Annotated in this window: 24 protein-coding genes; 17 read left to right on the top strand and 7 right to left on the bottom strand. The window is 67.6% G+C overall.

Going from position 1 to position 26,845, the window contains the following annotated elements; translation table 11 throughout:
- The first annotated feature begins 13 nt into the window (after positions 1-13).
- Positions 14-988 carry a 1-phosphofructokinase family hexose kinase gene (locus tag AC3A3H_RS09000; protein WP_487614220.1) on the top strand — a complete coding sequence of 325 codons (975 nt, stop codon included), beginning with the start codon at positions 14-16 and terminating at the stop codon, positions 986-988.
- 73 nt (positions 989-1,061) lie between these two features.
- Positions 1,062-3,452, top strand: coding sequence for a phosphoenolpyruvate synthase (gene ppsA / locus AC3A3H_RS09005; RefSeq protein WP_487614221.1), 2,391 nt, complete (start codon positions 1,062-1,064; stop codon positions 3,450-3,452).
- A 14-nt stretch (positions 3,453-3,466) separates the two neighbouring features.
- Here the strand turns inward: ppsA and AC3A3H_RS09010 are convergent, their stop codons facing one another.
- The gene (locus AC3A3H_RS09010) at positions 3,467-5,437 is read right to left on the bottom strand and encodes an erythromycin esterase family protein (protein WP_487614222.1); all 1,971 of its coding nucleotides are present in this window, start codon (positions 5,435-5,437) and stop codon (positions 3,467-3,469) included.
- 199 nt (positions 5,438-5,636) lie between these two features.
- Here AC3A3H_RS09010 and AC3A3H_RS09015 point away from each other — a divergent pair, with 199 nt between their 5' ends.
- Both AC3A3H_RS09015 and AC3A3H_RS09020 read left to right on the top strand, forming a co-directional pair.
- Positions 5,637-6,707, top strand: a complete 1,071-nt coding sequence (locus AC3A3H_RS09015; RefSeq protein WP_487614223.1) for an alcohol dehydrogenase catalytic domain-containing protein — start codon at positions 5,637-5,639, stop codon at positions 6,705-6,707.
- A 235-nt stretch (positions 6,708-6,942) separates the two neighbouring features.
- Positions 6,943-7,626, top strand: a complete 684-nt coding sequence (locus tag AC3A3H_RS09020) for a BON domain-containing protein (protein ID WP_434318624.1) — start codon at positions 6,943-6,945, stop codon at positions 7,624-7,626.
- Positions 7,627-7,754: 128 nt separating this feature from the next.
- On the opposite strand, the gene AC3A3H_RS09025 is transcribed toward AC3A3H_RS09020, so the two are convergent.
- Complete coding sequence (locus tag AC3A3H_RS09025; protein WP_487614224.1) at positions 7,755-7,964, bottom strand: DUF1918 domain-containing protein; 210 nt, start codon at positions 7,962-7,964, stop codon at positions 7,755-7,757.
- A gap of 146 nt (positions 7,965-8,110) precedes the next feature.
- Complete coding sequence (locus tag AC3A3H_RS09030; protein ID WP_487614225.1) at positions 8,111-8,806, bottom strand: DUF805 domain-containing protein; 696 nt, start codon at positions 8,804-8,806, stop codon at positions 8,111-8,113.
- A gap of 160 nt (positions 8,807-8,966) precedes the next feature.
- Between AC3A3H_RS09030 and AC3A3H_RS09035 the strand changes: the two genes are divergently transcribed.
- From AC3A3H_RS09035 to AC3A3H_RS09050, 4 genes are all read left to right on the top strand, one after another.
- On the top strand, positions 8,967-9,539 hold the full coding sequence (locus tag AC3A3H_RS09035; protein ID WP_487614226.1) for a hypothetical protein: 573 nt from the start codon (positions 8,967-8,969) through the stop codon (positions 9,537-9,539).
- Between the two features lie 195 nt (positions 9,540-9,734).
- The gene (locus AC3A3H_RS09040; RefSeq protein ID WP_487614227.1) at positions 9,735-9,881 is read left to right on the top strand and encodes a hypothetical protein; all 147 of its coding nucleotides are present in this window, start codon (positions 9,735-9,737) and stop codon (positions 9,879-9,881) included.
- Positions 9,878-10,051 (top strand): hypothetical protein, encoded by a 174-nt coding sequence (locus AC3A3H_RS09045; protein ID WP_487614228.1) that lies wholly within the window; start codon positions 9,878-9,880, stop codon positions 10,049-10,051. The genes AC3A3H_RS09040 and AC3A3H_RS09045 overlap by 4 nt, the downstream gene beginning before the upstream one ends.
- A 298-nt stretch (positions 10,052-10,349) precedes the next feature.
- Entirely contained in the window at positions 10,350-12,626 is a 2,277-nt protein-coding gene (locus AC3A3H_RS09050) for an HAD-IC family P-type ATPase (RefSeq protein WP_487614229.1), read from the top strand.
- 126 nt (positions 12,627-12,752) lie between these two features.
- Here the strand turns inward: AC3A3H_RS09050 and AC3A3H_RS09055 are convergent, their stop codons facing one another.
- Positions 12,753-13,058, bottom strand: a complete 306-nt coding sequence (locus tag AC3A3H_RS09055) for a hypothetical protein (RefSeq protein ID WP_487614230.1) — start codon at positions 13,056-13,058, stop codon at positions 12,753-12,755.
- Positions 13,059-13,467: 409 nt separating this feature from the next.
- On the opposite strand from AC3A3H_RS09055, the gene AC3A3H_RS09060 reads away from it, so the two are divergent.
- Positions 13,468-13,788, top strand: a complete 321-nt coding sequence (locus AC3A3H_RS09060) for a hypothetical protein (RefSeq protein WP_487614231.1) — start codon at positions 13,468-13,470, stop codon at positions 13,786-13,788.
- 141 nt (positions 13,789-13,929) lie between these two features.
- On the opposite strand, the gene AC3A3H_RS09065 is transcribed toward AC3A3H_RS09060, so the two are convergent.
- Positions 13,930-14,250, bottom strand: a complete 321-nt coding sequence (locus tag AC3A3H_RS09065) for a MerR family transcriptional regulator (protein WP_487614232.1) — start codon at positions 14,248-14,250, stop codon at positions 13,930-13,932.
- A gap of 441 nt (positions 14,251-14,691) precedes the next feature.
- On the opposite strand from AC3A3H_RS09065, the gene AC3A3H_RS09070 reads away from it, so the two are divergent.
- The 4 genes from AC3A3H_RS09070 to AC3A3H_RS09085 all read left to right on the top strand — a co-directional run bounded on the left by AC3A3H_RS09070 (position 14,692) and on the right by AC3A3H_RS09085 (position 19,495).
- Complete coding sequence (locus tag AC3A3H_RS09070) at positions 14,692-15,120, top strand: Hsp20/alpha crystallin family protein (RefSeq protein WP_487614285.1); 429 nt, start codon at positions 14,692-14,694, stop codon at positions 15,118-15,120.
- Positions 15,121-15,766: 646 nt separating this feature from the next.
- A complete protein-coding gene (locus tag AC3A3H_RS09075; RefSeq protein WP_487614233.1) occupies positions 15,767-16,225 on the top strand; it encodes a DUF6325 family protein in 459 nt (152 codons plus the stop codon).
- Position 16,226: 1 nt separating this feature from the next.
- A complete protein-coding gene (locus AC3A3H_RS09080; protein WP_487614234.1) occupies positions 16,227-16,382 on the top strand; it encodes a hypothetical protein in 156 nt (51 codons plus the stop codon).
- Positions 16,383-16,591: 209 nt separating this feature from the next.
- Positions 16,592-19,495, top strand: coding sequence for an arylsulfatase (locus tag AC3A3H_RS09085; protein ID WP_487614235.1), 2,904 nt, complete (start codon positions 16,592-16,594; stop codon positions 19,493-19,495).
- Between the two features lie 194 nt (positions 19,496-19,689).
- Here the strand turns inward: AC3A3H_RS09085 and AC3A3H_RS09090 are convergent, their stop codons facing one another.
- Complete coding sequence (locus tag AC3A3H_RS09090; RefSeq protein WP_487614236.1) at positions 19,690-20,334, bottom strand: DUF1269 domain-containing protein; 645 nt, start codon at positions 20,332-20,334, stop codon at positions 19,690-19,692.
- A gap of 245 nt (positions 20,335-20,579) precedes the next feature.
- On the opposite strand from AC3A3H_RS09090, the gene AC3A3H_RS09095 reads away from it, so the two are divergent.
- The 4 genes from AC3A3H_RS09095 to AC3A3H_RS09110 all read left to right on the top strand — a co-directional run bounded on the left by AC3A3H_RS09095 (position 20,580) and on the right by AC3A3H_RS09110 (position 26,064).
- A complete protein-coding gene (locus AC3A3H_RS09095) occupies positions 20,580-22,187 on the top strand; it encodes a LuxR C-terminal-related transcriptional regulator (protein WP_487614237.1) in 1,608 nt (535 codons plus the stop codon).
- Between the two features lie 65 nt (positions 22,188-22,252).
- A complete protein-coding gene (locus tag AC3A3H_RS09100; RefSeq protein WP_487614238.1) occupies positions 22,253-23,353 on the top strand; it encodes a flavin-containing monooxygenase in 1,101 nt (366 codons plus the stop codon).
- Between the two features lie 70 nt (positions 23,354-23,423).
- A complete protein-coding gene (locus tag AC3A3H_RS09105; RefSeq protein ID WP_487614239.1) occupies positions 23,424-24,497 on the top strand; it encodes an alkene reductase in 1,074 nt (357 codons plus the stop codon).
- 190 nt (positions 24,498-24,687) lie between these two features.
- Complete coding sequence (locus tag AC3A3H_RS09110) at positions 24,688-26,064, top strand: FAD-binding oxidoreductase (protein WP_487614240.1); 1,377 nt, start codon at positions 24,688-24,690, stop codon at positions 26,062-26,064.
- A 5-nt stretch (positions 26,065-26,069) separates the two neighbouring features.
- Here the strand turns inward: AC3A3H_RS09110 and AC3A3H_RS09115 are convergent, their stop codons facing one another.
- Entirely contained in the window at positions 26,070-26,831 is a 762-nt protein-coding gene (locus AC3A3H_RS09115; protein ID WP_487614241.1) for an IclR family transcriptional regulator, read from the bottom strand.
- Positions 26,832-26,845: the final 14 nt, after the last annotated feature.

Raw genomic sequence — 26,845 nt, forward strand, 5'->3', positions numbered from 1 at the left:
CTAACCTGCTCCCGTGAACTCTGCAGCCGATAAGCGGGTCGCCTCGATCCTCACCCTGACCGTGAACCCGGCCCTGGACATCAGTACGTCGACCCCGCATGTCGTCGCCGAGCACAAGCTCCGGTGCGCCAGCAGCCGTCTCGCGCCCGGTGGCGGGGGAGTCAACGTGTCGCGTGTGGTCCGCCGTCTCGGCGGCCGGACCCTGGCGGTCTACACGGCGGGCGGTCCGATCGGCGAGGCCTATCGCCGCCTGGTCGAGGCCGAGCGGGTGCCGAGCATGGTCGTGCCGATCCGTGGGAGCACGCGGGAGAGCTTCACCGTCGACGACGCCGCGCAGGGCGCGCAGTTCCGGTTCGTGCTGGAAGGGCCGGAGCTGAGTGAGGACGAATGGCGCTCCTGCCTCGACTATGTCGAGCAGTCGGTCGCGCCGGGGGGCATTGTCGTCGCTAGCGGCAGTCTTCCCCCGGGCGTGCCCGACGACTTCTACGCGCGAGTGGTCCGGACGGCGCGGGACGGCGGCGCCCGGTGCGTCGTCGACTCGACAGGAGCCGCCCTGGCCGACGCGCTCGCCGAAGGGGTCTTTCTCGCCGCGCCGAGCCTTCGGGAGCTGGAAGCCCAGGTCGGCGCGACTCTCGCCGACGAGCAGAGCCGGTCCGACGCCGCGCGATCGCTGGTCGATGCGGGCGCGGCGGAGTATGTCGCACTCACCCTCGGCGCGGAAGGCGCGCTGCTCGCCTCGGGCGAGGCCTCCTTTCGGCTGACTGCTCCTGCAGTCGAGCCGGTCAGCACAGTGGGTGCGGGTGACAGCTTCGTCGCCGGCTTCGTGGTCCGGGTCGCTCAGGGCCGTCCGATCGAAGAGGCGTTCCGCACCGCTGTGGCGGCAGGCACCGCGACGGTGGCGGTTCGGGCTTCTGAACTCTGCCGCCGCGCCGATGTCGAGCGGCTGGCGGCGGGTCTGCCGGCGGATGCGGGCCGAAAGTCCCTGTAGGGCCGGGCCGCCGCCACCGTAGCGTTGACGCCGGTCCGCGTGATGGGCCGGAGACGTCGAGAGGGGCGAACCGATGGACGAGTACGTGGTGCGGTTCGAGGATGTCGGGATGCGCGACGTCCCGCGCGTCGGAGGCAAGAACGCCTCACTCGGCGAGATGATCCGGGGCCTCGCCGCCGAGGGCATCCGCGTTCCCGACGGGTTCGCCACCACCGCGGCCGCGTACCGTGCGTTCGTCGAGGAGAACGGCATCGAGGAAGCGATGCGCGACAGGCTCCGTCGATACCGCGATAGGTCGGCGACACTGCGGGAGACGGGGGAGGCGCTCCGGGAGCTGTTCCTGGCGGGGGAGTTCCCGCCCGACATCGCCGCGTTGATCGTCGCGGGCTATCGGGAGCTCGCGGAGCGTGCCGGCGCGACGGCGCTCGCCGTGGCGGTCCGCAGCAGCGCCACAGCGGAGGACCTGCCCGAGGCGAGCTTCGCCGGCGCGCAGGAGACCTTCCTCAACGTCGTCGGGGAGCGCGAACTGCTGACGGCCTGCAGGCGCTGTTACGCCTCGCTCTTCACCGATCGCGCGATCAGCTACCGGGAGGTCAAGGGCTTCGGCCATCTCGATGTCGCACTGTCGATCGGCGTGCAACGCATGGTCCGCTCCGATCTGGGCGGGTCCGGAGTCATGTTCTCCATCGACACCGACACCGGCTTCCCCCAGGTGGTCGTCATCAGCGCGGCGTGGGGGCTCGGCGAATTGGTGGTGCAGGGCGCCGTCGACCCGGATCGCTACCTCGTCTTCAAACCGCTGCTCGACCAGCCGGATGCTGCTCCGATCATCGAGCGGACCGTCGGGGCGAAAGCCCGCACGATGGTCTACAGCCAGGGCGGGACGGAGCGGACCCGGATCGTGGACACTCCGGCACGCCGACGCCACGCTTTCGTACTGGACGACGACGAGATCCTCGAACTGGCGCGGTGGGCGACGCTCGTCGAGAAGCACTACGGCCGGCCGATGGACATGGAGTGGGCGCGCGACGGTGCGGCCGGCGCGCTCTTCCTGGTCCAGGCCCGACCTGAGACGGTCCAGGCCGTCAAGAGCGGCACGACCTTCACCGAGCACCACCTCACCGAGAAGGGCGAACTGCTGCTCTCCGGAGCGGCGATCGGCGACTCGATCGCGTCCGGCACGGCCTGCGTCATCCGCGATCCTGCCCAGATCGCGGACTTCCAGGACGGCGCGGTGTTGGTGGCCGAGATGACCGATCCGGACTGGGTCTCCATCATGACCCGCGCCTCCGGGATCATCACCGACCACGGAGGAGCGACGAGCCACGCGGCCATCGTGAGCCGGGAGCTGGGCATCCCCGCAGTGGTAGGGACGGGGAGCGCGACCGAGGCCCTCGCCGACGGGCAGCAGGTCACCCTGTCCTGCGCCGAGGGGGATATCGGTCACGTCTATGACGGGATTCTGCGCCACGAGAGTTCCGAAATCGATCTGCGGCGGATTCCGTCCACGCACACGAAGGTGATGGTCAACGTCGCGAGCCCCGAGGCGGCATTCCGGTGGTGGCGGCTGCCGGCCGCCGGGGTCGGCCTGGCACGCATGGAGTTCATCGTGAACAATCTGATCAGCGTGCACCCGATGGCGCTCGTCCATCCCGAGCGGGTGACCGACGAGCACGCCCGACGGCGCATCCGCGCGCTGACCTCAGGCTTCGACGACCCTCAGGAGTTCTTCGTAGAGACGCTGGCGCGGGGACTCGCCAAGCTGGCCGCCCCCTACTATCCGCATGACGTGATCGTACGGCTGAGCGATTTCAAGGCGAACGAGTATGCCCACCTCATCGGGGGTGAAGCCTTCGAGAGCCCTGAGGAGAACCCCATGCTGGGATTCCGGGGGGCGTCGCGCTATTACGATCCCGCGTATCGCGATGCGTTCGCTCTGGAGTGCAGAGCGCTGTCGCGGGCCCGCGAGCGGATCGGGTTCGCGAACATCATCGTGATGATCCCGTTCTGCCGCACCCCGGGCGAGGCGGACCGGGTGCTTGAGGAGATGGCGAAGAACGGGCTCGTCCGCGGGGAGAACGGCCTCCGGGTATACATGATGTGCGAGATCCCCTCGAACGTGATCCGCGCGGGTGAGTTCGCGACCCGTTTCGACGGCTTCTCGATCGGCTCCAACGACCTCACCCAGCTGGTTCTCGGGGTGGATCGCGACTCCGCGCGACTCGCCGCGCTGTTCGACGAGCGCGACCCCGCGGTGGAGTGGATGATCGCCGAGGCCATCCGGAAAGCTCACGAAGCGGGCATCACGATCGGGATCTGCGGGCAGGGACCGAGTGATCACCCCGACTTCGCCGAGTTCCTCGTCGCGCACGGAATCGACTCGATCTCGCTGAACCCGGACAGCTTCTTGCGGACGGTCGCGCATGTCGCGGCAGCGGAGGACTCGATGACCACGGCGCACTGAGTACGCCACCTGGGTCAGAACCCGGAGGGTTCGGTCTCCAGTTCGGGCGACTCCGGGCGCGGCTCGTGCGCCAGCGGGGTGAGCGCGGTCGTCTGCGGAATCCACAGAAGGGCGTCGTAGCGGCGCCCCATCACGGTCGGCACATAGTTTCCGGCCTCGCGTCGCGGGTCGTAGACCACGCCGACGGCCCGGTGCCCGCGCTGACGGGTCAGCCATTCCGTCCCCTCGGCTGTCGAGAACTGGAGCACGGCCGCGTCCGGGAGCGTGCGTCCGAGCAGGTCTTCGTGGCTGCCCGCCTTGGCCGTCGGCAGAGGGTGGACCGTTTCCGTGGCCCCCCAGGACCGTCCGGCGAGCACCGTTCCTCCGCGTGACGCGAAGCCGATCAGACACGTCTGATCCAGGCCGTGGCGCTCACGCAGGAGCTCTCCGATGTTGACCATTCCCTCATTGCCCATCGTGGTGCCCCGCGCGTCGCCGACGTGGGTGTTGTGCGCCCAGATGATGCCTCGGCCGTCGGGTCCTGCCCGCTCGGCGAGCCGGTCCGCGGTGTCGGCCATATGGATGTCCCGGATGTTCCACGACTCACGGTCGCCCTGGAGCATGACGCGGTAGTAGTGCTCGGCGTCCGCCGCGGTCAGCGCGTTCTGGAGGACGTCGAGCCGGGACTCGTCATCGTCGAAGCCGGATTCGGCGTGCCCGGCACGCTCGCGCACGCTCGTCAGGAGCGCGATGACATCGGGCTCGCAACTCGCCGGCACCAGCCGGGTCGCCCACGCGTAATCCTGCGGGTCCTCCCCGTACGGTTCGAAGCAGCGCCAGGCCCGCAGTGCAGTCGGGACGTCATCAGGGGCGTTCGCCGCGAGCCAGTCGATCACGACTTCCAGCGACTCCCACAGCGAGTACACGTCCAATCCGTAGAACCCGACGCGACGGCTTTTCTCCTGAGTGAGGTTCCAGCTGTGCAGCCACTCCAGGAAGTCGGCGACGTCTGTGTTCGCCCACATCCAGCGCGGCCAGCGCTCGAAGCCCGAGAGGAGTTGGCGGGCGTTCGCCCATTGCTGGGTGCGACCGCGCACCCACTGGTCGATGCGGAAGCAGTCGGGCCAGTCGCCCTCGACTCCGATCCAGCGGATGTCACCGCGTGCGATCAGTAGTCGGGTGAGGGCGGCGCGCCAGGAGTAGAACTCGTGCGTGCCGTGCGACGCCTCGCCGATGCAGATGAAACGTGCCCGGTGGGCGCGCCCGGCCAGGGGTTCCAGGTCGGCGTCCGACTCCAGCGGCGTCGCCATCGTCTGAAGTTCGGACACGGCCGTCTGATCCGACGGGTCGGGCTCGGGTGTACGCGGACGGCGCGGACGCAGGGAGGCCTCGTGCAGCAGCCTCACGACCTCGGCGTCGTCGGTCTGGCCGAAGTCCCGGTAGTACTGACCGACCGCCTGGAATCTCGGTGGCAGCAGAATACAGGCGACGCGGTCGGCGTCTTCCAGTTCGTCGAGCGCGGCGGGTGCGATCACCGGCGCTGCGACGACGACCTCGCTCGCGCCGAGCCGGCGGGCGACGACGCATGCGACCTTCGCCGTCGCTCCGGTCGCGATCCCGTCATCGACGATGATCGCCGTCCGGCCGCGCAGGTCGATGGGGTCGCGGCCCTCGCGCAGAAGCGCCAGTCGCCGGGCTAGTACGTCACGCTCCCTCGCCTCGACCTCCGCGACCTCCTCCTCGGAGATCCAGCCTCGGGCCACGATCGACGGGTTGAGCACCTCGGCGCCGCCTTCGCCGATGGCGCCCATCGCCACTTCCGGCTGCCCGGGGATGCCGAGCTTGCGCACGACGATGACGTCGAGGGGGAGGTCGAGCTCCTCGGCGACGACGGCGGCCACGGGGACACCCCCGCGCGGGAGGCCCAGCACGACCGCATCGCTGCCCTTCAGGTCGTGGAGGCGATCCGCGATTGTGTGTCCGGCTTGGCGTCGATCGGTGAACATGGCTCCTCCTCATGACCCCACCAGTCAATCGCCAGACCCCGAGGCGGCGTAGGGCTGAAGGTCCCCCGCGATGTCACGGGGAGACGTTGCGACCGGAGGGACCTTCGACCCTCCGTTCCGACCCCTCTCCCGACATACGGTATCGCCGTCGATCACGGACACCGTGAACCGCACGCTCCAAGGCCCGAAAGGAACCGCCATGCGCGCAGCCGTCGTCACCCAGTTCGGTCAGCCCCTCTCCGTCGAGGAACGCCCGATCCCGTCGCCGGGACCGGGACAAGTGCTCGTCCGGTTGGAGGCGTGCGGCCTGTGCCACACCGATATCCACGCCATCAACGGGGACTGGCCGGTCAAGCCGGCCCTCCCGTTCGTGCCGGGACACGAGGGAGTAGGGATCGTGGAGCGGCTCGGCGCGGGCGTGACCTCCCGCACCCTCGGGCAGAGGGTGGCGATGCCCTGGCTCGGACACGCCTGCGGTGAGTGCCGCTATTGTGTCGACGGACGCGAGAACTTGTGCGAAGAGCAGTACAACACCGGCTACGGGGTCGACGGCGGATACGCCGAATACGCGCTCGCCGACGCCCGGTTCGCCGTTCCCGTGCCGGATGATGTGTCCCCGATCGACGCCGCGCCGCTGACCTGCGCCGGTGTGACGACCTACGCTGCGGTGAAGGCCGCGAAGGTCGTGCCGGGGGAGCGTGTCGCGATCTTCGGCATCGGCGGTCTCGGCCACTTGGCCGTGCAGTACGCCCGGCTCGTGGGCGCGCAGGTGGTCGCCGTCGACATCGACCAGGACAAACTCGACCTCGCGGTCGAACTCGGGGCCGATCACGCGATCGACGCGCGCGACGTCGATCCGGCGACTGTCATCCACCACCTCGGCGGCGCCGATGTCGCGATCGTGCTCGCGGTCGCCGACACGGTCTTCGACCAGGCGTTCCGCTCACTGAATCGCGGGGGCCGGCTCGTGCTCGTCTCGCTGCCCGCGGACGGCACCCTGACCGTTCCCGTGTTCGACACCGTCCTCAAAGGGATCTCGATTATCGGATCCATCGTCGGCACCCGCCAGGACCTCGCCGAGGTGTTCGCACTGCACGCGGTCGGCCGGACGCGCGTTGTCGCGGCGCGCCGGGACATCCGCCACGTCAACGAGGCGGTGGCGAGCGTGCTGTCCGGCGAGGTGCCCGCACGCCTGGTCTTCGTTTACGACTCGGGTCTCCCCGTCGAGGTCGACGAGCACGACGCCGCCGGGGCGCCGGAGATCGGGTGACCTCGGTTGCCGGGTGGCTTAGGGCCCTACGCGCGGGGCGAGGAGGCCCACCATGTTCGACACCGGACGGTCGCCCGATCGATGCGCCGTTGCCGAGCGCCCAGGCGACCCGACCGGAATCGTCGACGCGGCTCGCACCCGATTCCTGTCGGGGGGACCGCCGCGCAGACCCTCGAAGCCCAAAGCGGGACTTTCGCCCCTCGTGACAGTCTGCACTCGTCCCCAATCTTGACGTATGAACACGAAGACGGTCACGCACTCTGCAGAGGACCTCAAGGTCCGTCACGACGTCCAATCCGAGTTGGGCTGGCAGCCCGGCCTCGATGATCCCGCGCACATCGGCGTCGCAGTCGATGGAGGCGTCGTCACCCTGAGCGGCGAGGTCGGCTCGTTGAGTCAGCGGGCCGCCGCCGTGATGGCGGCGCAGCGCGTGGTCGGGGTGCTCGCGGTCAACGACGAGCTTCATCTGCGGCCGATTCTCTCCGAGCCGTCCGGGCTGGAGTTGGCCAAGGCGGTCAACGACGTGCTGCGCTGGTCCTCCGGGATCCCGGAGGACCGCATACATCTCGAGGTGCAGGGGCACTCGGTGATCCTCAGCGGCTTGGTCGACTGGAATTACCAGCGCACGGCTGCTGCCAAGGCAGTCCGGAGGATCGACGGCGTCCATGCCATCGACAACCGCATCCAGCTCTCCGGGCGTCCCGACGCCCAGGATGTCGAGCACCGGGTGCGGGAGGCGATCATCCGCAACGCGGCGCTCGATGCGCGCAACATCGTCGTCAAGGTCGACGGCACGGAACTCACCCTGAGCGGCACCGTGCGTTCGTGGATCGAGAAGCACGAGGCCGAGACGACAGCATGGTCGTCTCCGAACGTGACGCAGGTGCACAACGAACTCGTCGTCCATCTCGGAGACTGATAGTCGCCCCTTAGCCCCAGGCCGAAATCGAACACGAGCTTCCTATCGTGCTCCTCGTCGCGAGTGCGCTCACCCGCTCGGCGAGGGCCGACCAGATTCGGAACGGTCCGCGAACACGGCATCATCCCCTAGCGCGCATCGACCGTGCCACGTCCGCGCTGCTCGATGTGCGCGTCAGACCCGGGGAAGACGATGGTCGTCCGCCCGTCCTCCTCCCATTTGACGACGTACGGTGGCGCACCATCGTCGCCGTGCACTTCCTCGATGATCCCCACTCGTGGCGACTCCTCGAGGTGGTTCGAAGCTATGACCAGGAAGTCACCTGTTTTCGCCTGCATCCGACTCAGCTCCTTCTGCGGCCCGCGAGCGCGAGCTCTGGCTGTGCTCAAGAGACGCTACCCGCCCCGCCCAATGCAGGTCGGGTCGAAGGTCCTCCGGTTCGGTTACGCCACGAACGCCTGTGCTGGGAACCGGACGACGCGGATCAGGAAGCCGGAGGCGGACTCGGTGGAGGCGAGGGAGGGTCCGCCGGTTCCACGGGCGGCTGCGACGGCGGCGCGAGCGGTTCGCTGCTCGGCTTCTCCGGCGGTCGCGGCACCGCATAGAGAGGCTGGCCACCTGCAGGGCCGGCATACGGGAGCGGTGGTTGAGGCCAGCCGTAGTCGTGTGGCGCGAGCCCGGCTCCCGGGATCGGCACCCTGTAGCCGGGGACTTCGCCGTCTGGGCGATCGAATCGGGCTCCGCGTGGGTTGGGTGGCAGGAGTGTCATCACGAAGATCGCGAAGCCGCCCAGGCTCGGGATGAGCAGCAGAAGCAGGAGCAGCCCGCTCAGATCGACATCGTGCAGGCGGCGCGCGGCGAGTGCGAGACCTGGGATGACCGTTCCAAGCCACCACGCTGCGAGGAGGATGATGCCGACCGCGATGCCCGGTCCCGGGATGAGACTTCCCTCGGAGTCTTGCGAGGACCCCACGAACGCACCCGTCAGGACGATCGCATAGAGCGCGAGGATGATCAGTGCGTCGATGAGCGCCCACCACCAGTACTCGCTTCGGCTGGCTCGCCCATCGAAGCGCGCGTACTTCTTCCAGTAGCGCACGAAGGCCTCACCGAACGGCGCACGATAATACGGCGCCCATAGTGGCACATGCGGCTGGGCTTGGGATTCGGGCGTGATCATGATGTCCCCTGAGCCGACGCTGAGTGCGCCGGTCGTCGTCAGAGTACTGCGTCCCGACCCATCAGTGCAGCACCGACGCCGACGGCGGGACCTTCGACCCCCATGGCGATACGCCTTGAGCGTTAGCGTTTCGGCGTTAGGCCTATGAGAGGAGTAACTCATGTCAACGAAATCGACGACGGTCGCGGTCGCAACCTACGCCGCGCGGGACAGAGCGGTTGAGGACTATGAGGTCATTCGGGGTGCCAAGCACCAGGGCGAGCTCGATCATCTCGCGATCGCCGTGATCGCCAAAGACGAGGACGGCAAACTCGTCGTGGACCGCCACGACTCGACCGCCAAGCATCTTGCGTGGGGAGGCGCCATTGTGGGCGCGTCGCTGGTCGTTCTCGTCCCGCCGCTCGGAATCACCACCCTGGCTGCGGGCATCGCGGGCGGGAGCGCGGTCGCCACTGCCGGCGCGCTCGCCGGTGCTGGGGGGATCATCGGGCACTTTTACCGGAACATCCCCAAGGAAACCATCGAGCAGATGGGGGCGACGCTGTCGTCGGGGCAGGCGGGTCTCCTGATCATCGCCGTGGACCCGAAGGGGCTGGACATCGGAGCCCTTCTCACGAACGCCGAGAAGAAGGTCGTTACTACGGGTGTCACGGACGAGAAGGATGCCGAGAACGATGCGCTCGAATCCGCCTTCGAGCAAATGAGCGACAAGAGCGCGACGGCAGCGGCCTGAAGTCGGTCCGGCCGTGGTTCGTGGGACAAAGGGGTCAATGCCGTCCTCTGCGGTCCGCGGACACCAGCACGGCTGCGTCGGGAAGGGGCCGGCCCAGCAGGTCCAGGAGCCGCAGCACCTTAGGCCTGGAGCGCACTGCCGACGGCGGGACTTTCGCCCCTCTTGTCGACGAGACCGAGACGGCATCCTTGCACCATGAACACGAATGCGGCCACGGAGACCACCCTTGCCGGCGTCGTGGGTGGGATCGAGAAGCATAAGTCGATCCCTGCCGCCCGGTCGTTGCCGACCTTGACGGAAGCCGACAAGCAGCTTGGCGCACACAGCGAGGACGGCCGATGAGCACGCACCGGCCGCTTCGCTCCGGTGCGTTCCTGGAAATGGCGGGCGTGACGGTCCTCTTGGCTGTTCTCTTCTTCGCGATTGCGGTGGGATCGCTGTTGCTCGTGTCGACGATGTTCGCTTCCCAGATCGGGACGATCCTCGGGATCTTTGGCATCGCGCCCGCTTAAGCGGTCCGGGGATGTATGCAGCACGAATCGTCGCGTGTGGTAGCGACGCCGGCGCCAGATGCAAACCAGCGGCTCAGCCGTCGACCGTGCCTGGCGTCGAGACGTTCGCTCTGTTCCGCGACACGGACGACAACATGGTCGAGATGACGGTCCGGGACCCAGCGGCGTCCCGGCCTGAAGGTGCGCCGTCCTGACCGGGCTCTCCAGCGCGGAGGTCGCGGACCGCAGGGCGGCCGGCGGTAGCAACCACTACCGGCCGCGGACGAGCCGCAGCCTGGCGGGCATCCTCCGGGCGAACGTGCTGACCTTGTTCAATGCGATTATCGGAGGCTGCCTCACTGTCCTGCTCGTGATCGGCGACTGGCAGGATGCCCTGTTCGGCTTCTCAGCGATTGCGAACCTGGTCATCGGCACCTGGCAGGAGCTTCGGGCGAAAACGACACTCGACCGACTTGCGCTGCCCTCCGCAACATCGGCGAGCGCCGTCCGGGACGGACACGAGGTCGTGGTGAACTCAGAAGACGTCGTCGTCGACGAGCTCCTCGTCGTACGCGTCGGAGACCGCGTGGCCGCAGATGCGCGAGTCGTGAGTTCGGACGGGCTTCAGGCCGACGAATCGTTGCTGACTGGGGAGTCCGACCCTGTAGATAAAGGGGTGGGCGACTTTCTGCTCGGCGGGTCCGTAATCGTCGGCGGCGAGGGCACGGGACGCGTTGAGCGGGTCGGAGCGGACACCTTCGCGAACGGCCTGGCCGCGCAAGCACGCCGATTCTCCCTGGTTTCAAGCGAGCTCCATTCGGGAATCCGAACCGTGCTGCGCTGGGTGGCCTGGGCGATCGGGCCGCTCGCGCTGCTGGTCTTCAATGCTCAAGTGTTCGCTCTCGGCGGGTGGTCGGCCGTGTTCCGTGGTGAAGAATGGCGGGAAGCCGCGGTCTATACGATCGCCGCGGTGGTGGCATTGATCCCCCTCGGCCTGGTTCTCATGACCAGCATCGCATTCGCCGCCGGCGCGATCCGGCTCGCGCGCCGCAGGGTGCTCGTACAGGAGCTCGCGGCCGTCGAGGTCCTGGCACGCGTCGACGTGATCTGCTTCGACAAGACCGGAACCCTGACCGAGGGCGACGTCCGCTTCGACGACGAGCTCGTGCTGCTCCCCTTTGCGGCCCTCCCTCGCGGGTGGCGGGAGGTCCTCGGATGGTTCGGGGCCGCGGTTGACGCGAACGCTACAGCGCGCGGCCTTGCCCAGCGGTATCCGGCGCCCGCCGGCGCAGCGCCGACAGCACGGGTGCCGTTCTCATCCACCAGGAAATGGTGCGGAGTGTCCTTCGCCGACGAAGCGGCCAAAGGCAGTTGGGTTCTCGGCGCGGCGGACGTCGTGTTCCCCGATTGCCGCCTCGAGGAGACGATCACCGCGCTGACCGCGTGCGGCCGCCGAACCCTGGTCCTCGCGCACAGCGATGCGCCGCAGTGCGCCGACGCCAGTCTGCCCGCAGGGCTGAGGCCCGTCGCAGTGCTGACCTTCCGTGAGCACGTACGGACGGACGCCGCTCAGACGCTGGCGCTCCTCGACCGCGAGGGTATCGCCGTCCTCGTTCTCTCGGGCGACGATCCCCGCACGGCGGCTGCTATCGCGAACGAAGTCGGGCTGGGCGGCCACGACGGCTTCGATGCCCGCGACCTTCCCGACGACCCTCGCCGCCTGGTGGCGGTCGTCGGCGAACAGATCGTGATCGGGCGCGTCGACCCTGACCGCAAACGCGACATCGTCGCAGCGCTGCAGTCAGTTGGGCGCACCGTGGCGGTGATCGGCGACGGCGCGAACGACATCCCCGCCCTCAAACGGGCCGACATCGGCATCGCAATGTCGTCCGGCAGCGACGCGACGAAGGCGATCGCCCGGATGGTGCTCCTCGACGAACGGTTCGCCGAACTCGCTGCGGTCATGGCAGAGGGCAGGCGCGTCATTGCGAACATTGAGCGGGTCTCCAGGCTCTACCTCACCAAGACGGTCTACGCGGCGGTGCTCGCTTTCATGTGCGGTGCGTTCGTGCTGGTCTTTCCGTTCCTTCCGCGACAACTGTCGGTCGTCGACGGCCTGACTATCGGGCTACCAGCGTTCTTTCTTGCCCTCCTCCCGAACCTCCGCCGGTATGAGCCCGGCTTCCTGCGGCGCTCGCTACGGTTCGCCCTCCCCTCCGGCTGCATCATCGGCCTCCTGATCTTCGTCTACGCGCTGTCTGCCACGGTTCTGGGCGTGCCAGGTGAGGAGGCCCTCCGGACCGGGTCGACTGCGATCCTCGCGATCGTCGCACTCTGGGTGCTCGCGATCGTCTCGCGGCCGTTCGACGTCTGGAAACTCGCGGTATTCGCCGCGATGGTCACGGGTCTGGCAGTCGTGTTCACTCTCCCGACGCTCCGACGCTTTCTCGTGCTTGTCGAACTGTCGCCGGCGGGGTCGGCCGTCGTCGCCGGAGTCTCGATCGTCGGCATCGCCCTCATCGAGAGTCTCATCTGGATGCTGGGCGAGGGGAGGTGTGCCCGTGACCGACGAGGCACGACGTTCACATGGCGGTGACCCTCGCGCCCGGAATCAGCCCGCGCCCTCGTCGGGCGCGTTCATTCGAGACGATGCATCCACCCCCGGTGACGGGCGGTCCGGGCGCTCGCTGGTGACGCTAGTCCCAGGTGTATGTGGCGCGCCTCAGCCGGTGCCCTTCAGGAACGGGGTGATGTCCCGCTCCGGCTGCGCGTCGGCGAGGAGGGTCGCCTGTGCGTCGGCCATTTCCAGGAGCTGAAGGACGCTGTCGTCGATGCTTTCAGCCGCCGCCGTCGCATCTGGGCGAGGTCTCCAGAAGCACTCGACTAGGAAGGAGTCGCCGCGTTCGGTGATCGAGCCGATCAGCTCGTCGCCGTCTTCGATGACTTCGAAAAGATACCAGCGCGTATCGATGAGGTCGAGAAGGAATTCCCGGTCGTCGCGCGCGAAAATCCTGACGTTCTTAGGCATGATCTCCCCATCTCTTTGAGGACGCGACGTACAGAGACGGGGAAAGCGAACAGCGCAGGGTCCGGGCGCCGCCAACAAATCAAGAAATTCGGTTGGTTCTGTTTGAGCAAACCATAGATCTGTCAAGCCGGCTGAGTCAACCATATGGGTACTGCGCGTCCGCCTATTCGCACGTGACCTCGCGCCCACGGATCGAGCACTTCTCGAGTCGGCGGGGCTTGATCGGAGGGTTTCGCGCACTCTTCGACCGACGTGTTGAGCGATTCCAGACGGCGGGTACAGTCCGTGTCAAGGTTTCGAAGCGCGGTGAGGGGGATAACGCTATGGTGAAGAAACTCGCCTGATTGGCGCGGCGCTGTGGCCGTGTCGACGGCTGGGCACTGTCAGTGGTGCGCGCGACCATCGGCGCATGGATCCACACGAACGGTTTGCCGACCTCGTCGCGTTGTATATCGCTGTTCCCGAGGTGACCGTTCCGCACAGCGGCGGCGGGTTCGGCTCTGCCAGTCTGCGCCGAAACGGGAAGATCTTCGCCTTCCTCTCGAACGATCGGCTCATCGTGAAGCTCCCCGCCGACCGGGTACGGGAGCTCGTGGGCGAGGGCCTCGGAGATCACTACGACGGACGCCGTGGACGGCCGATGCGCGAGTGGTTGTCCGTGGACCCATCGTCTGACCTCGAGTGGACGGACGTGGCGGGCGAGGCGTTCGAGTTCGTCGGCCCTCGGTGAGGGGCAGAGCGTCCTCAGGACGGGCCGAGTGGTTGACCGCATGCGGCGACGGTGGTTTGTCGGGCGGTCCGGCCTGACCGGTGCGGCCATCCGCCGTCCAGGTCAGCTGTGGGGGCGATTCGCGGCATGCCGCTCTTGGCCTTATGCGTCGTCTGGGCCGAAGCCTTCGTCCGCTGGCATCGGTGTGGTGTTGGCGATGTGTTCGCGGAGTGCCGAGTTCTCGCCTTCGAGGGTGAGGAGCATCCTGATCCCGGTAAGGTTGACGCCCTCGTTCTGGAGGTCGGCGACGCGGCGCATCCGCTCGATGTCGTCCGCGCTGTACCGGCGGGTTCCGCCGTCGGTGCGCGCCGGCGTCAGCAGTCCCTTGCGTTCGTAGAGCCGCAAGGTAGTCGGCGCAAGTCCAAGCAGCTCTGCGGCCACGGCCATGCTGTAGACGGGCTGGCTGCTCGACAGATCACTCATGTAGGAATCTTCCTCGCATGACTTGCATTAAGTCAACGTGAGATGTAGAAAATCTATACCGACAACTGCAGATGATGCTGACGCCGGGACGAGGTACATTCGCCCGTGCTGTTGCAGTGGAGTGGGGAGGTGACCGGCGTTGCCAGGCATGGTCGATTCGACCGCGGAGATCTTCGCGGACATCATCTGTGCCGACCCGGAATGGGTGGACGGCGAATTCTGGGCGATCGTGGGCGGCTCGGATGATATCCCGGCTGCCATCGACGCATCGCTCCCGGCCCGTTCCCGTGGCGTCGAGGACGCTGACGAGACCGGGCTCCCGGATGCTCGGGGCGCACTCCATCGGACGGATTCGCCCATCCGTTCGCCACCGACCAGGGGAGTGAGCACCCCAGCGTGAGAACCGAAGCACACAGTGAAGTGGAAAGGAAGAATTTCACCATGTCGATGTCATTTGATCCTTTCAGCCAGCTGGATCGGATCGCCCAAAGCGTCTTCGACACCAGCAGGCAGCCCCGGATCATGCCCGTGGACTTGTTCCGTGAAGGCGATCAGTACGTCCTGAACGCCGATCTGCCGGGGATCGACCCGGGCTCGGTGGATGTGGATGTCGATGGGCACCTGCTGACCATTCGCGCGCAACGCTCTGCCGCGAACCGGGAGAACTCCCGCTGGCTCGCCCAGGAGCGGCCGTTCGGTTCATACATGCGCCAGTTCTCGATCGGAGACGACGTGAACGCCGAAGGCATCAGCGCCAGCTATGACAACGGCGTGCTGTCGGTGGTCATCCCGATCGCCGAACGCGCCAAGCCGCGCAAGATCCAGGTCGAGTCGGCCGCCGAACGCGGTCACCGATCCGTGACCGCCTGAGAACAGCACGAAGAGCTCTCGGACGAACAGGTCGGACCGTATGGGGCGGACGACGGACTGCATTCCCGAGAGCGACAGGGGTGGGCGCCGGTACGGGCCCGGGCGTCCACCCCTCACGGCGTACGAGGTAGTAGTTGGGCACGGCAATGTCCTGATGCAGAATCGTCAGAGATGTCTTGATACACCACACGATGTGCCCGATCTCGCGGACGGGATTCGTACATACGAGGTCGGACGGCCCGGCCAAGCCCATCATCCCGGAGAAGACCGCTCGGCACGCCTTAGCGGCGCCAGGGCCGTTTCTCGAGCTCGCTGGTAGTGAAGCGGTCGAGCCGCTCAGTGCTGGCTTCTGAGACGGCGAGCGATCCGATCCAGTCGCTTCTGAACCAGGTGGCTCCGCGCGGGTCGGTGACCGCGTTCTACGCCGAGCACGGCATCTCCCGCGACCTGGGATCACTCCGGCGAGAGACCGATCGACTGCAGATCGTCGTCGAGACGCGAAGGGTCGATAGGGAATTCGCTCGGCAGCGCGAGGGAGGCAACGCGCAGAAGAGGTGGGTGGCACCGTGCAGTGGAACGGCGATACCGTCACCGCAGCGGGTTGCCGCGCGACTGTGCGCGAGCACCATCAGCGAAGGAGCGCACCATGGCGGATGACGACCTTGAACAGGTGGGACCGATCGATTATGTGATCATCCAGTTTCCTGCCGGCCAATCGAAATTCACGGGCGAGATGGCCGACGAACTCGTGAAGCTCGTCGATGCCGGGACCATCCGGCTCATCGATGCCATCGTCCTCGTGAAGGACGCCGACGGCGATGTCGATGCGCTGGAACTGTCCGACCTCGATGATCTGGGTCCGCTGGCGGCACTGGAAGCCGATCTGGCGGAGTTCCTCGCGGAGGAGGATGTCGCGAACCTGGCGGCGGCGATGGATCCAGGAACCGTCGCCGGCGTGATCGTCTACGAGAACCTGTGGGCGGCGCCGTTCGCGGTCGCCGCGCGACGAGCGGGAGGTCAGCTGATCGCCGACGGACGCATCCACTCACAGGCGATTGCCGCCGCGCTTGAAGCAGAAGCAGAACTCGAAGAAGAAGGAGCTTGAGATGTTGAGAGCAGGCCGAGTAGGACGGGTCGGGGTCGTCGGGGCCCCCGTCGTCAAAGCCGCTGTCGTCACGAAGGCGGTCACCCCCGGCCCTGCGCCGGTCGCGAAAGCGGCCGTCGTCGGAGCGGCCGTGACGCCGCGCCGGCGACGGATCTGACCACGGCACGCGAAAGAGGGTGCGACGACCATGAACCCCGATCGCCACGCGCACTCGTTGGGCGGACCTCCTCGCGCTACGCCTCCGTAACCCAGCGTGGTGAGCGCCTCTGAAGTGTGGGACCTTCGGCCCTGCCCCGGTATGGCCGTCGACCGGTGCAATAGACGGAGGGTTGCGGATCGGCGGCCGTGTATTCGAGGGGTCGGAATATGTCCAATACGCAGATGCTCATTGTGGCCGGATACCCCGATGTCGACGTCGCCGTGGCTGAGTTCCGGGCGCTTGCCGACAAGGTCGGTGTCAAGGAACTGACGAGTCAGGGCATGATTCTTGTCGGGCAGGACGCCGACGGGAAGCCTCGGCTCATGGACACGGGCAATCACCTCGGGCGTCGTGGTGCCGGTTGGGGCGGGGGAGCGGGTGTGCTGGTGGGGCTGTTCGCCCCGCCGATGCTTGCCGCCGTGGCAGTGGGCACGGCTGCCGGTGCGGTGGTCGGGCACTTCGCGGGCCACAAGCTCACCGCGGCCGTCCAGGAGCAGGTCGGTGCCGCCCTGAAGGCAGGGACGGCCGTGATCATCGGAGTGTTTCCCGCCGAGTCCCGCCTCGATGTCGAGCGCGCCCTTCCGGGTTCACCCCTCAAGTCTGTTGTGGAGAGCGACGAGCGCGGTATCGATGAGCTGAAGGTGAAGCTGGCGGAGGCGATGGGCAAGTTCAACCCCGACCGCAGCGTCCTGCCGATTCCCGACCGGAGCTTCAGCGGTGTCGGCGGCCGGATCATCGACGGGTCCGTGGGGGATTGGAGCATCGTGGCGGCCACGAAAGCGCCCGACGGCGCCCCCAACGTTCTCGTGGTCCTCATCGACGATGCGGGCTTCGGTGGGCCTGATACCTTCGGCGGTGGCATCCGGACCCCGAACCTCACCCGTGTGCAGCAGCAAGGAATCACCTTCAACCGGTTCCACGTGACGGCGGTCTGCTCCCCGACGCGCGCCGCGTTGTTGACCGGTCGTAACCACCACAGGGTGGGGATGGGCGGCGTCGCGGAGTTCCCTGGGCCGTTCCCCGGCTACACGGGGATCCGTCCACGGTCGTGTGCTGCACTGCCTCGGATCCTGAAAGAGAACGGGTACATTACCGGCGGGTTCGGCAAGTGGCACGTGACCCCGGGGCGCGACATGGGCGCGGCGGGCTCGTTCGACCACTGGCCTACGGGATGGGGATTCGACCACTGGTGGGGCTTCCTGACCGGGGCCGCGGGTCAGTACGACCCGATCATCACCCAGGACAACTCGACCCTCGGCGTTCCGGAGGGTGCCAACGGAAAGCTCTACTACTTCCCGGATGACATCACCGACAAAGCGGTCGAGTGGCTGCACGCGGTCCGGGCCCAGGACGCAGAGAAGCCGTGGTTCGTCTACTACTCGACGGGCGCGACGCACGCGCCGCACCATGTGGCCAAGCAGTGGGCGGACAAGTACAAGGGACAGTTCGACGAGGGCTGGGACGTGTACCGCCAGAAGACCCTCGAACGACAGAAGAAGCTCGGCATCGTCCCGGCCGACACCGAGCTCTCCGAGCGTCCGGCAGCGTACCCGGCGTGGGACAGCCTGAATGACATGGAGCGAAAGCTGTACGCCCGTCAGATGGAGGTGTTCGCGGGGTACTCGGAGAACGCGGACTGGAACGTCGGCCGGATGCTGGACGCGATCGAGGAGATGGGTGAGTCCGACGACACGCTGGTCGTCTATGTCTGGGGCGACAACGGCGCCTCGATGGAGGGCACCGTGACCGGCTCCTTCAACGAGACCACGTTCTTCAACGGGGTGGTGCTGGACGCTGAGGAGCAGTTCACGATGATCGACAAATACGGCGGTCTCGAGGAGCTCGGCGGCTTTCACACCGCCCCACACTTCGCAGCGGCTTGGGCCCACGCGAACAATGCGCCGTTCCAGTGGGGCAAACAGATGGCCAGCCACCTCGGCGGGACGCGTAACCCCATGGTCATCTCGTGGCCGCGGCGGATCGCGGGCGGCGGTGGGCTGCGGACGCAGTTCACCCACTGCATCGACATCGTCCCCACAGTGCTGGAGGTCATCGGGCTTCCGGAGCCGACCATGGTGGACGGCATCGAGCAAGAGGCGATGGACGGCACCAGCTTCGCCTACACCTTCGACGCACCCGAGGCGCCGGACCAGCACACGGTGCAGTACTTCGAGATGTACGGGAGCCGTGCGATCTACAAAGATGGCTGGTGGGCCTGCGCCAAGCTCGACAAGCTGCCCTGGGATTTCACACCGGCCACGCTTTCGCGGTTCGGGCCCGGCAGCGGCTGGGACCCCGACCAGGAGCCCTGGGAGCTGTACTACCTTCCCGACGACTTTTCCCAGGCTCACAACCTCGCCGTCGAACAGCCCGACAAGGTTGCGGAGTTGGTGGAACTCTTCTGGGCCGAAGCCGAACGCAACCGGGTCCTTCCTCTCCTTGGCGGGTTCGCGGTGTTCTTCGGAATCCTGCCACCGATGCCGACACGGACCCGGTTCACGTTCTCCGGCGATGTCCAGAACATCCAGACGACCCAGATCCCCCGCATCATCGGTCGTTCGTATGCCATCGAGGCGGAAGTGCACGTGCCGGATGACGGCGCGGAGGGCGTACTCGTAGCCTTCGCAGACTTCATCGGAGGATTCGCGCTGTGGGTCGACGAGAACGGACTGCTGAACCACACCTACCAGTACCTTGGCATCGACACGTACCGGCAGACCTCGACCATGCAGATCCCCACCGGCGATGTCACCCTCAAGATGATGTTCGATGCCGACGAGACGACGCCCGGCACAAGCGGCCATGTCACTCTGTGGGCCGATGACAAGCAGATCGGCGAAGGGGATATCCCGCACACCATTTCGCTCATCTTCACCACCTACGCCGGTATGGACATCTCCCGGGACAACGGTGGCGTCGTCGACCTCGACTACGAGGACCGGGCGCCCTACGCCTTCACCGGCACCGTCCGCAACGTGGTATTCGACATCGCACCCCATTCGCACGAGGACGAGTTCACACTTCACAAATCCGCCGCGCAGGCCGCAATCGCCCACGGAGCCGCCGGCTGAGCCGTCGCAAGCGTTGTCGTGGACTCTTTCCTCGCAGGGTCACCGACGAAGCTAAGCGGACATGGATACCGACGACCTCGTGCGTCCACACTGTTTCACAGGAGACCTATCGGCTCCCGCCGCGCAGCACGCAAGGAACGGCACGGCGGGAGCCGTGCCGTTCCTTGAGTCGCGAGTGCCCTCCGCGCCGCCGCCTACTTCTTGTCGGCGTCGCTCTCGGTGGCAGGGGGTGCCTCGGCCGCAGCACCGGAGTCGGCCGCGCTGTCTGCATCCTTGCCCGCCGCCTTGATGTCGGCCGCGGCGGCATCGTCGAGGGCCTTCTCGACGATCCGGTCGGCCTTCTCGAGCGCCTTGCGGATCTTGACCTCGCCGGGGTTGGAGACCAGCGCGATGATGCCGGAGTGGCCGGGTGCGATCGCGTCCTCGAGCTCCTTGGCCAGCTCCTTCTTGTGGTGGCGCTCACGCAGCTTGCCGATGATGCCGCCGCCCGCGCCGACCACGAGGGCGCTGCCGATGATCGAAGGCGGGAACAGGACACCCAGGACGGCGCCGCCGACAGCGCCCCAGGTGAGGCCCTCGCGGGTGCTGTGGTCGGTTGCCTTCTGCACTTCGAGCTTGCCGCCCGCGTCCCGTCTGACGACGACGACCCCGTCGATCTTGACCGTCGCGCCGTCCTCGATCTCCTTGAGCGCTTCGTACGCCTCCATCGCGATATCGGTGTCCGAGAAATCGGCGGCGATCAGCGTGTATGCGCCGTCGCTGACGCCCGCCGCCGCCACGCTGACGGACTCGTCATCCGCGCCGGACTGGTCGGCGGGAGTGGATGTTGCATCGGTCATTTCGGGTCTCCTTAACGAGCGGTGACTGCCGTTCGGGCGAAAGTATAGGAGGGCGCTTCGCTGGCGGCTATGCCGGATCCAGGCGCTCGTCAGTGGGCCTCGTGCCACTCAGCGAATTCGCGGCCCCGCCCGCGAAGGTGACGGGGAATGAGCTGCTGACCTTCCCAGCAGAGCGGATCCACGTACCCGTGCTCGTCGGGGTGGACGCATTGCGGGAGGCGGGGTGCCGCGCGGATACTTCTCGCATGGCCATTCGAGAGGCCCCGGTCGTGGATTGGACCGGGCGCTTCGCACAGTTCCTCAGCGACGAGGCCTCGCTCTCTGCGGCCGAGCTGGATGAGTTCGGCCAGGCGGCGTGGTTCATCGGGCGGGACGACGTCGCGGCCAGAGCCTGGGAACGTGGGCATCTGAAGCACCTGGAGAGCGGCGATGGAGCGGGCGCCGTCCGGTGCGTCTTCTGGCTGGGATTCACCCTCGCCGAGCACGGCGAGGTCGTGAAGGCCCAGACATGGATGGCTCGATTGTTCGAACTGTGCGCCCGCTTCGCCGGCGATCCGTTCGTCGATGCGTGCGCGGAGCTGTGCCGCGCACAAGTGGCGTTTGCGAGAGGGGAGATTCCGGCGTCCGCGCTTCTCTATCACGATGCCGCCGGCCTTGCCGAACAGGCGGATCCAGACGTCGAGGTTCTGGCGACGATGGGGGAGGGTCGCGCGCTCATGCGCCTGGGCCGGATCGAGGAGGCCCTGGCCTGTATGGACCGGGTCATGCTGCTCATCGGGACGGGCGGCGTCACTGATCGCGCAGCCGGCCCGGCCTACTGCGCGACGATCGCGAGTCTGCTCGCTCGAGGCGACATCGAACGGGCGCGTGTATGGACGCAAGACCTGGGGCAATGGTGCGACGCGCAGCGAGGACTCCAGCCGTTTCGAGGAGAGTGCACGCTCCACCGGGCGACGGTCATGCAGATCGGCGGCGAGTGGGCGTCGGCGGTGGCGGCTGCCGATAGCGTCTGCCGCACCGAAGAGCGCCCGGAGACGCTGGGCAATGCGTGGTACCGCGTCGGTGAGTTGCATCGAGTCGCGGGACGCGCCGCCCAGGCACGGAACGCGTACCGGCAGGCGTCGGCGATGGGCCGCGTGGTGCAGCCGGGCCTTGCCCTGCTGCACCGGGATGCCGGACAGCTCGACGTTGCCTGGGCCGGGCTCGAGCGCGCCCGGGCAGCGGCCGTCGAGCCTGCCTTTCGGGCGGAGCTGCTCGCCGCCGCCGTCGAGGTCGCTCTCGCGATGCGGCAGGTTCCGCGTGCCCGGGTGGCGGCCGACGGACTGCGGGACTGCGCCGAGGTCGCCGACACCCTCTACCTGTGGGCCTTGTCGGCACAGGCGGATGGCGAGGTCGCGACAGCCGAGGCTGCGATCATCGACGCGCTCACGCTGCTTCGCACCGCGTGGTCTCTGTGGCGGCGCCTGGATGCACCCTACGACGCGGCCCGGACACGATTCGCGCTGGGGCGGGCTGCCCGAGAGGCCGGCGACGAAGAGGGAGCGCAGCTCGAGTTCGACGCGGCCCGTACCGTGTTCGAAGCACTCGGTGCTGTGCCCGACCTGGCGCGGCTCGAACGCGCCGCCGCCCGAACCGGAACGACGGCCCCGGATCCCGGGCTGAGCCGCCGGGAGCGGGAAGTGCTCGACCTCGTCGCGCACGGACTGTCCAATCGAGGCATCGCCGAGCGGCTGTTCCTCAGCGAGCGCACGGTCGCGCGGCACGTGGGCAACATCCTGGCCAAACTCGACGTGCCCAGCAGGTCGGCGGCCACTGCGTACGCCTTCGAACACGACTTGGTGCCGGCGTCCTGAATTGGTCATTTCTGCCGATGCTTGTCGGGCAGCCCGACCGTACCGTGAGGCAAAAGGGAGGCCTCATGTCCACGGCAGCATTAGATCTGGCCATCATCGGCGGCGGCCCGGCCGGCCTGCACGCCGCACACTTCGCAGCCGCTCGAGGAGTCGACTTCGCCGTCTTCGACGAGCATGCCCGCATCGGCGACGTCTGGCGCGAACGGTATCGCTCGCTGCGGTTATTCACCCCGCGGCGCTGGGCGAGCCTGCCCGGAATGAGAATCGACGTGGGGATCTTCGACTACCCGACCGGCGCCCAACTGGCCGATTACCTGGAGCAGTACGCGGTGGCGTCCCAGTTGCCGGTGCGCACCTCGACCCGGGTCGAGCGGCTGACTCTCGATGCGCCTCGGGCGTTCCGCCTCGCATTGTCAGGCGGCGAGGACGTCACCGCCAACCGCGTCATCGTTGCCGCGGGCGCACACCATCAGCGGATCATCCCCAGGTTCGCACGCGACCTCGACCCCTCGATCCACCAGATCCACTCGGTGGATTACCGGGGCCCTGAAGACCTTCTCCCGGGCCCTGTCCTCGTCGTCGGCGCCGGCAACTCCGGGACCGACATCGCGCTGGACTCCATCGCTTCGGGTCACCCGACCACCATCGCAGGACGCGTCCCAGGCGAAGTGCCGGTCCCGATCGACACTCCGCTCGGAAACCTGATGCTCGGTATCTTCGTCCGACGCCTGCGGAACACGACGATCGACACGGAGAAGGGCCGCCGGTTCCAGCAGGAGCACCGCGGACACGGCGTGAACCTGGTGCGCAACCACATGGCGGACCTCGAAAAGGCGGGCGCCCGCCACGTGGGACGGATCGTCGGGGTAGAGCAAGGGCGCCCCGTCCTCCAGGACGGCGAGAAGCTGGACGCGACCACGGTCGTCTGGTGCACGGGCTCGCTGCCGCGCTTCGACTGGGTGGACATCCCGGCCGCGTTCGACGCGCACGGCTGGCCCGTGCACGAGCGGGGCGTCGCCACAGAGGTGCCCGGGTTGGCGTTCATGGGACTGCCGTTCCAGTACTCGGTGGCCTCACCGACGCTCATGGGGATGGGGCGGGATGCCAAGTATGTGGACGAGCAGATGTTCGCCGCGCATGCGCCGGAGCGCGTCGCGCTCGCCTGACCGGAATAGTGGGGGCATGGGAGCTGTTCGGGCCAAAGGCTGCTTCCGCAAACTGAAAGGCACCCCCTCGATGGATCTGTTCTCCCCCGTCTCGCTCGGCGACCTCCACCTTCCCAACCGCGTCGTGATGGCGCCGCTCACTCGCACGCGTTCGGGTGAAGCCGGTGTCCCGGGGCCGCTGGTGGCGGAACACTACGCGCAGCGGGCGAGCGTGGGCCTGATCATCTCCGAGGGAACCTACCCGAGCCACGAGTCGCGCGCGTATCCCGGCCAGCCGGGCATCGTCACGGATGAGCAGATCGCCGGGTGGCGCGCCGTCGCCGACGCCGTGCACGCCAAGGGCGGCCGGATCGTCATGCAGCTCATGCACAGCGGCCGGGTCTCGCACCCGCTCATCAACGGGACGGACCGTGTCGTCGGGGCGAGCGCGGTCGCGATCGACGGTGAGGCGCGCACTCTCGCGGGCAAGGCGGCCTACCCGGTGCCGCACGCGCTCAGCACCGAAGAGCTCGCGATCGTGCGCGACGAGTTCGTCACGGCGGCGAAGAACGCCATCGCGGCCGGCTTCGACGGCGTGGAGGCGCACGGCGCCAACGGCTACCTGCTGCATCAGTTCCTGTCGCCGGTGTCCAACATCCGCGACGACCAGTACGGCGGCAGCCCGGAGGCGCGTGCCCGCTTCGTCGTCGAGGTGACCACGGCGATCGCCGAGGCCGTGGGTGCGGGGCGGGTGGGCATCCGCCTGTCGCCGATGCACAACATCCAGGACGTCTTCGAGACCGACCTCGCCGACGCCACCGCCACCTACGAGGCGGTCGTCGACGGGCTTGCGCCGCTCGGCCTCGCCTACGTGAGCGTGCTGCACGGCGAGCCGACGGGCGCCCTCGTGCAGGACCTGCGCGAGCGCTTCGGCGGCCCGTTCATCGTGAACAGCGGATTCGGTTCCGTCACGACGCGCGACGAGGCGATCGCGTTGGTCGAGGATTCGCACGCGGACGCTGTGGCGGTCGGCCGTCTCGCGATCGCGAACCCGGACCTCGTCGAGCGCTGGAGGGGCGAGCACCCGGAGAACGAGCCCAACGCCGCCACCTTCTACGGGCCGGGGGCCGAGGGGTACACGGACTATCCGCGGTTGAGCGCGTAGGCGCCGGGCGGCGAGTGCTCCAGGTGACCTGCCCAGCAGGTGAAGCGCCTGGAGCACTTTCTTGCGCTGCGCAGGACAAGGCGGCGGACTGGCCTGCGGCTCCTCCATCGCGCCGACCCGTGGATTGACACCCACCCCCGCAAGGCATAGATTTTGGAATCAAGTTTCCTTATTGTGAAAGTTGAGCCCAATGACGTGGTCCTCTGTTTCCGACTTCGCGGCGCTGATCGCAGAGCTGCCGCAGGGTGGCGTCATCACCGACCCTGCCGGCATGGACGACTATCGCTGGGATCGTGCGCTCGACCCTGATGTCGGCGTGCCCGTCGCGGTCGTGCGGGCCGAGTCCACGGAGGACGTTCAGGCGGCAGTGCGGTTCGCGGCCGCGAATGGGCTCGGTGTCATCCCGCGCGGCGCCGGCTCCGGGCTGTCGGGGGGCTCGTCAGCCCAGGCCGGGTGCATCGTCGTCTCCCTCGATCGGATGCGGGACATCTCCATCGATCCGGTCACCCGCATCGCGGTGGCCCAGCCGGGTGCCTTCAACTCCGAAGTCAAAGCCGCGGCCCGGGAGCACGGCCTCTGGTATCCGCCGGATCCGTCCTCGTTCGAGTTCTGCTCGATCGGAGGGAATGTCGCCACTAACGCCGGCGGGCTCTGCTGCGTGAAGTACGGGGTCACCACCGACTACGTGCTCGGGATGACCGTGGTCCTCGCGGACGGCAGCGCCGTGACGCTCGGCGGGCCGCGGCTCAAGGATGTCGCGGGGCTCTCCCTCACGAAGCTGTTCGTCGGCAGCGAGGGGACGCTCGGCATCATCACCGAAGTCGTGCTGCGGCTCGTCCCGGAGCAACGCCAGCCGATCACTCTGGTCGCGTCGTTCCCGACGCTGGCGGGGGCGTCGCAGGCGGTGCTCGACATCACCCGGCGGACGCGGCCCTCCATGCTGGAGTTCATGGACAGGACCTCGATCAACGCGGTCGAGGACATCACGCAGATGGGGCTCGACCGGGAGGCCGCGGCCCTGCTGCTCGTCCAATCCGACGAGCCGGCCGAGTTCGCCGCCGCCGAGATCGCGCTGGTCGAAGAGCTCTGCGATCGCAACGGCGCGAGCGACGTCTACACCACCGACGACCCGGCCGAGGGCGAGACGTTCACGGCGGCGAGGCGGATGGCGATCCCGGCCGTCGAACGCCGGCGGACGATTCTGCTCGAGGACGTGGGCGTGCCGATCCCTCGGCTCGGTGAGCTCGTCCTCGGGATCGACGCCATCTCGCGCCGGCTCGGCGTCGCCATCGCCGTCATCGCCCACGCGGGCGACGGCAATACGCATCCGCTCATCGTCTTCGACCCCGTCGACGAGGACGAGGCGGCGCGGGCGCGGCGCGCCTACGGCGAGGTCATGGATCTCGCGATCGAGCTCGACGGCACGATCACCGGCGAGCACGGCGTCGGCCGCATGAAGAAGGCGTGGTTGGAGGACTATCTCGGCGCCGACGTCATGGCGCTGAACAGGCGCGTCAAAGCGGCACTGGACCCGGACGACATCTTCAACCCGGGGTCGGTCTTCTAGCGCTTCTAGCGGCCTTCGTCGAGTTCCTTGGCGATGGCGCGGGCCGCGGACTGCAGCTGGGGGACCGCGCGCTCCGTGAAGGCGGCATCCACTCGAGCAGCGGGCCCGGACACGGAGATCGCCATCGGAGTCGGGGCATCCGGCACCGAGACCGCGATGCAGCGGACGCCGAGCTCCTGCTCCCCGTCGTCGATCGAGTAGCCGCGATCACGGATTCTCTGGAGTTCGACCAGAAGATCGTCGATGGTGCCGATGCTCTTCTCTGTCGGTGTCGGCATGCCGACCCGAGTGATGATGTTGCGCACGGCGGTGTCGCCGAGCTGCGCGAGGATCGCCTTCCCGACTCCACTGTTGTGGGCGTGCACACGGCGACCCACCTCGGTGAACATCCGCATGGAGTGCTTCGACGGGACCTGGGCGACATAGAGCACCATCGACGAATCGAGCACCGCCATGTTCGAGGTCTCACCCAGCGAATCGACGAGGCCGGCGAGGGGCGCGTGAGCGAGCTCCCCGAGCTGCTTGCTCGCGTTCTCGCCCAGCCGGATCAGGCGCGGGCCCAGCGCGTATCGCCGGTTCAGGAGCTGACGCACATACCCCTGCGCCGCAAGGGTGCGGAGCAGCCGATGGATCGTCGGCATCGGGAGCCGGGAGACGGACGCCAGCTCGCTCAGCGTCAATGCGTCACCCGCCTCGGCGATGTATTCCAGCAGGTTGAATGCGCGTTCGACGGATTGGACACCGGTCGCGGCAGCGTTGTCGGCCATGTCCCCCCTCTCCG

Source organism: Leifsonia sp. Soil_N53 (assembly GCF_057655165.1).

Coding starts and splice junctions, on each gene's coding strand:
- ppsA (WP_487614221.1), top strand. CDS start 1,062: ATGGACGAGTACGTGGTGCGGTTCGAGGATGTCGGGATGCGCGACGTC.
- AC3A3H_RS09010 (WP_487614222.1), bottom strand. CDS start 5,437: ATGTTCACCGATCGACGCCAAGCCGGACACACAATCGCGGATCGCCTC.
- AC3A3H_RS09015 (WP_487614223.1), top strand. CDS start 5,637: ATGCGCGCAGCCGTCGTCACCCAGTTCGGTCAGCCCCTCTCCGTCGAG.
- AC3A3H_RS09020 (WP_434318624.1), top strand. CDS start 6,943: ATGAACACGAAGACGGTCACGCACTCTGCAGAGGACCTCAAGGTCCGT.
- AC3A3H_RS09025 (WP_487614224.1), bottom strand. CDS start 7,964: ATGCAGGCGAAAACAGGTGACTTCCTGGTCATAGCTTCGAACCACCTC.
- AC3A3H_RS09030 (WP_487614225.1), bottom strand. CDS start 8,806: ATGATCACGCCCGAATCCCAAGCCCAGCCGCATGTGCCACTATGGGCG.
- AC3A3H_RS09035 (WP_487614226.1), top strand. CDS start 8,967: ATGTCAACGAAATCGACGACGGTCGCGGTCGCAACCTACGCCGCGCGG.
- AC3A3H_RS09040 (WP_487614227.1), top strand. CDS start 9,735: ATGAACACGAATGCGGCCACGGAGACCACCCTTGCCGGCGTCGTGGGT.
- AC3A3H_RS09045 (WP_487614228.1), top strand. CDS start 9,878: ATGAGCACGCACCGGCCGCTTCGCTCCGGTGCGTTCCTGGAAATGGCG.
- AC3A3H_RS09055 (WP_487614230.1), bottom strand. CDS start 13,058: ATGCCTAAGAACGTCAGGATTTTCGCGCGCGACGACCGGGAATTCCTT.
- AC3A3H_RS09060 (WP_487614231.1), top strand. CDS start 13,468: ATGGATCCACACGAACGGTTTGCCGACCTCGTCGCGTTGTATATCGCT.
- AC3A3H_RS09065 (WP_487614232.1), bottom strand. CDS start 14,250: ATGAGTGATCTGTCGAGCAGCCAGCCCGTCTACAGCATGGCCGTGGCC.
- AC3A3H_RS09070 (WP_487614285.1), top strand. CDS start 14,692: ATGTCGATGTCATTTGATCCTTTCAGCCAGCTGGATCGGATCGCCCAA.
- AC3A3H_RS09075 (WP_487614233.1), top strand. CDS start 15,767: ATGGCGGATGACGACCTTGAACAGGTGGGACCGATCGATTATGTGATC.
- AC3A3H_RS09080 (WP_487614234.1), top strand. CDS start 16,227: ATGTTGAGAGCAGGCCGAGTAGGACGGGTCGGGGTCGTCGGGGCCCCC.
- AC3A3H_RS09085 (WP_487614235.1), top strand. CDS start 16,592: ATGTCCAATACGCAGATGCTCATTGTGGCCGGATACCCCGATGTCGAC.
- AC3A3H_RS09090 (WP_487614236.1), bottom strand. CDS start 20,334: ATGACCGATGCAACATCCACTCCCGCCGACCAGTCCGGCGCGGATGAC.
- AC3A3H_RS09095 (WP_487614237.1), top strand. CDS start 20,580: ATGGCCATTCGAGAGGCCCCGGTCGTGGATTGGACCGGGCGCTTCGCA.
- AC3A3H_RS09100 (WP_487614238.1), top strand. CDS start 22,253: ATGTCCACGGCAGCATTAGATCTGGCCATCATCGGCGGCGGCCCGGCC.
- AC3A3H_RS09105 (WP_487614239.1), top strand. CDS start 23,424: ATGGATCTGTTCTCCCCCGTCTCGCTCGGCGACCTCCACCTTCCCAAC.
- AC3A3H_RS09110 (WP_487614240.1), top strand. CDS start 24,688: ATGACGTGGTCCTCTGTTTCCGACTTCGCGGCGCTGATCGCAGAGCTG.
- AC3A3H_RS09115 (WP_487614241.1), bottom strand. CDS start 26,831: ATGGCCGACAACGCTGCCGCGACCGGTGTCCAATCCGTCGAACGCGCA.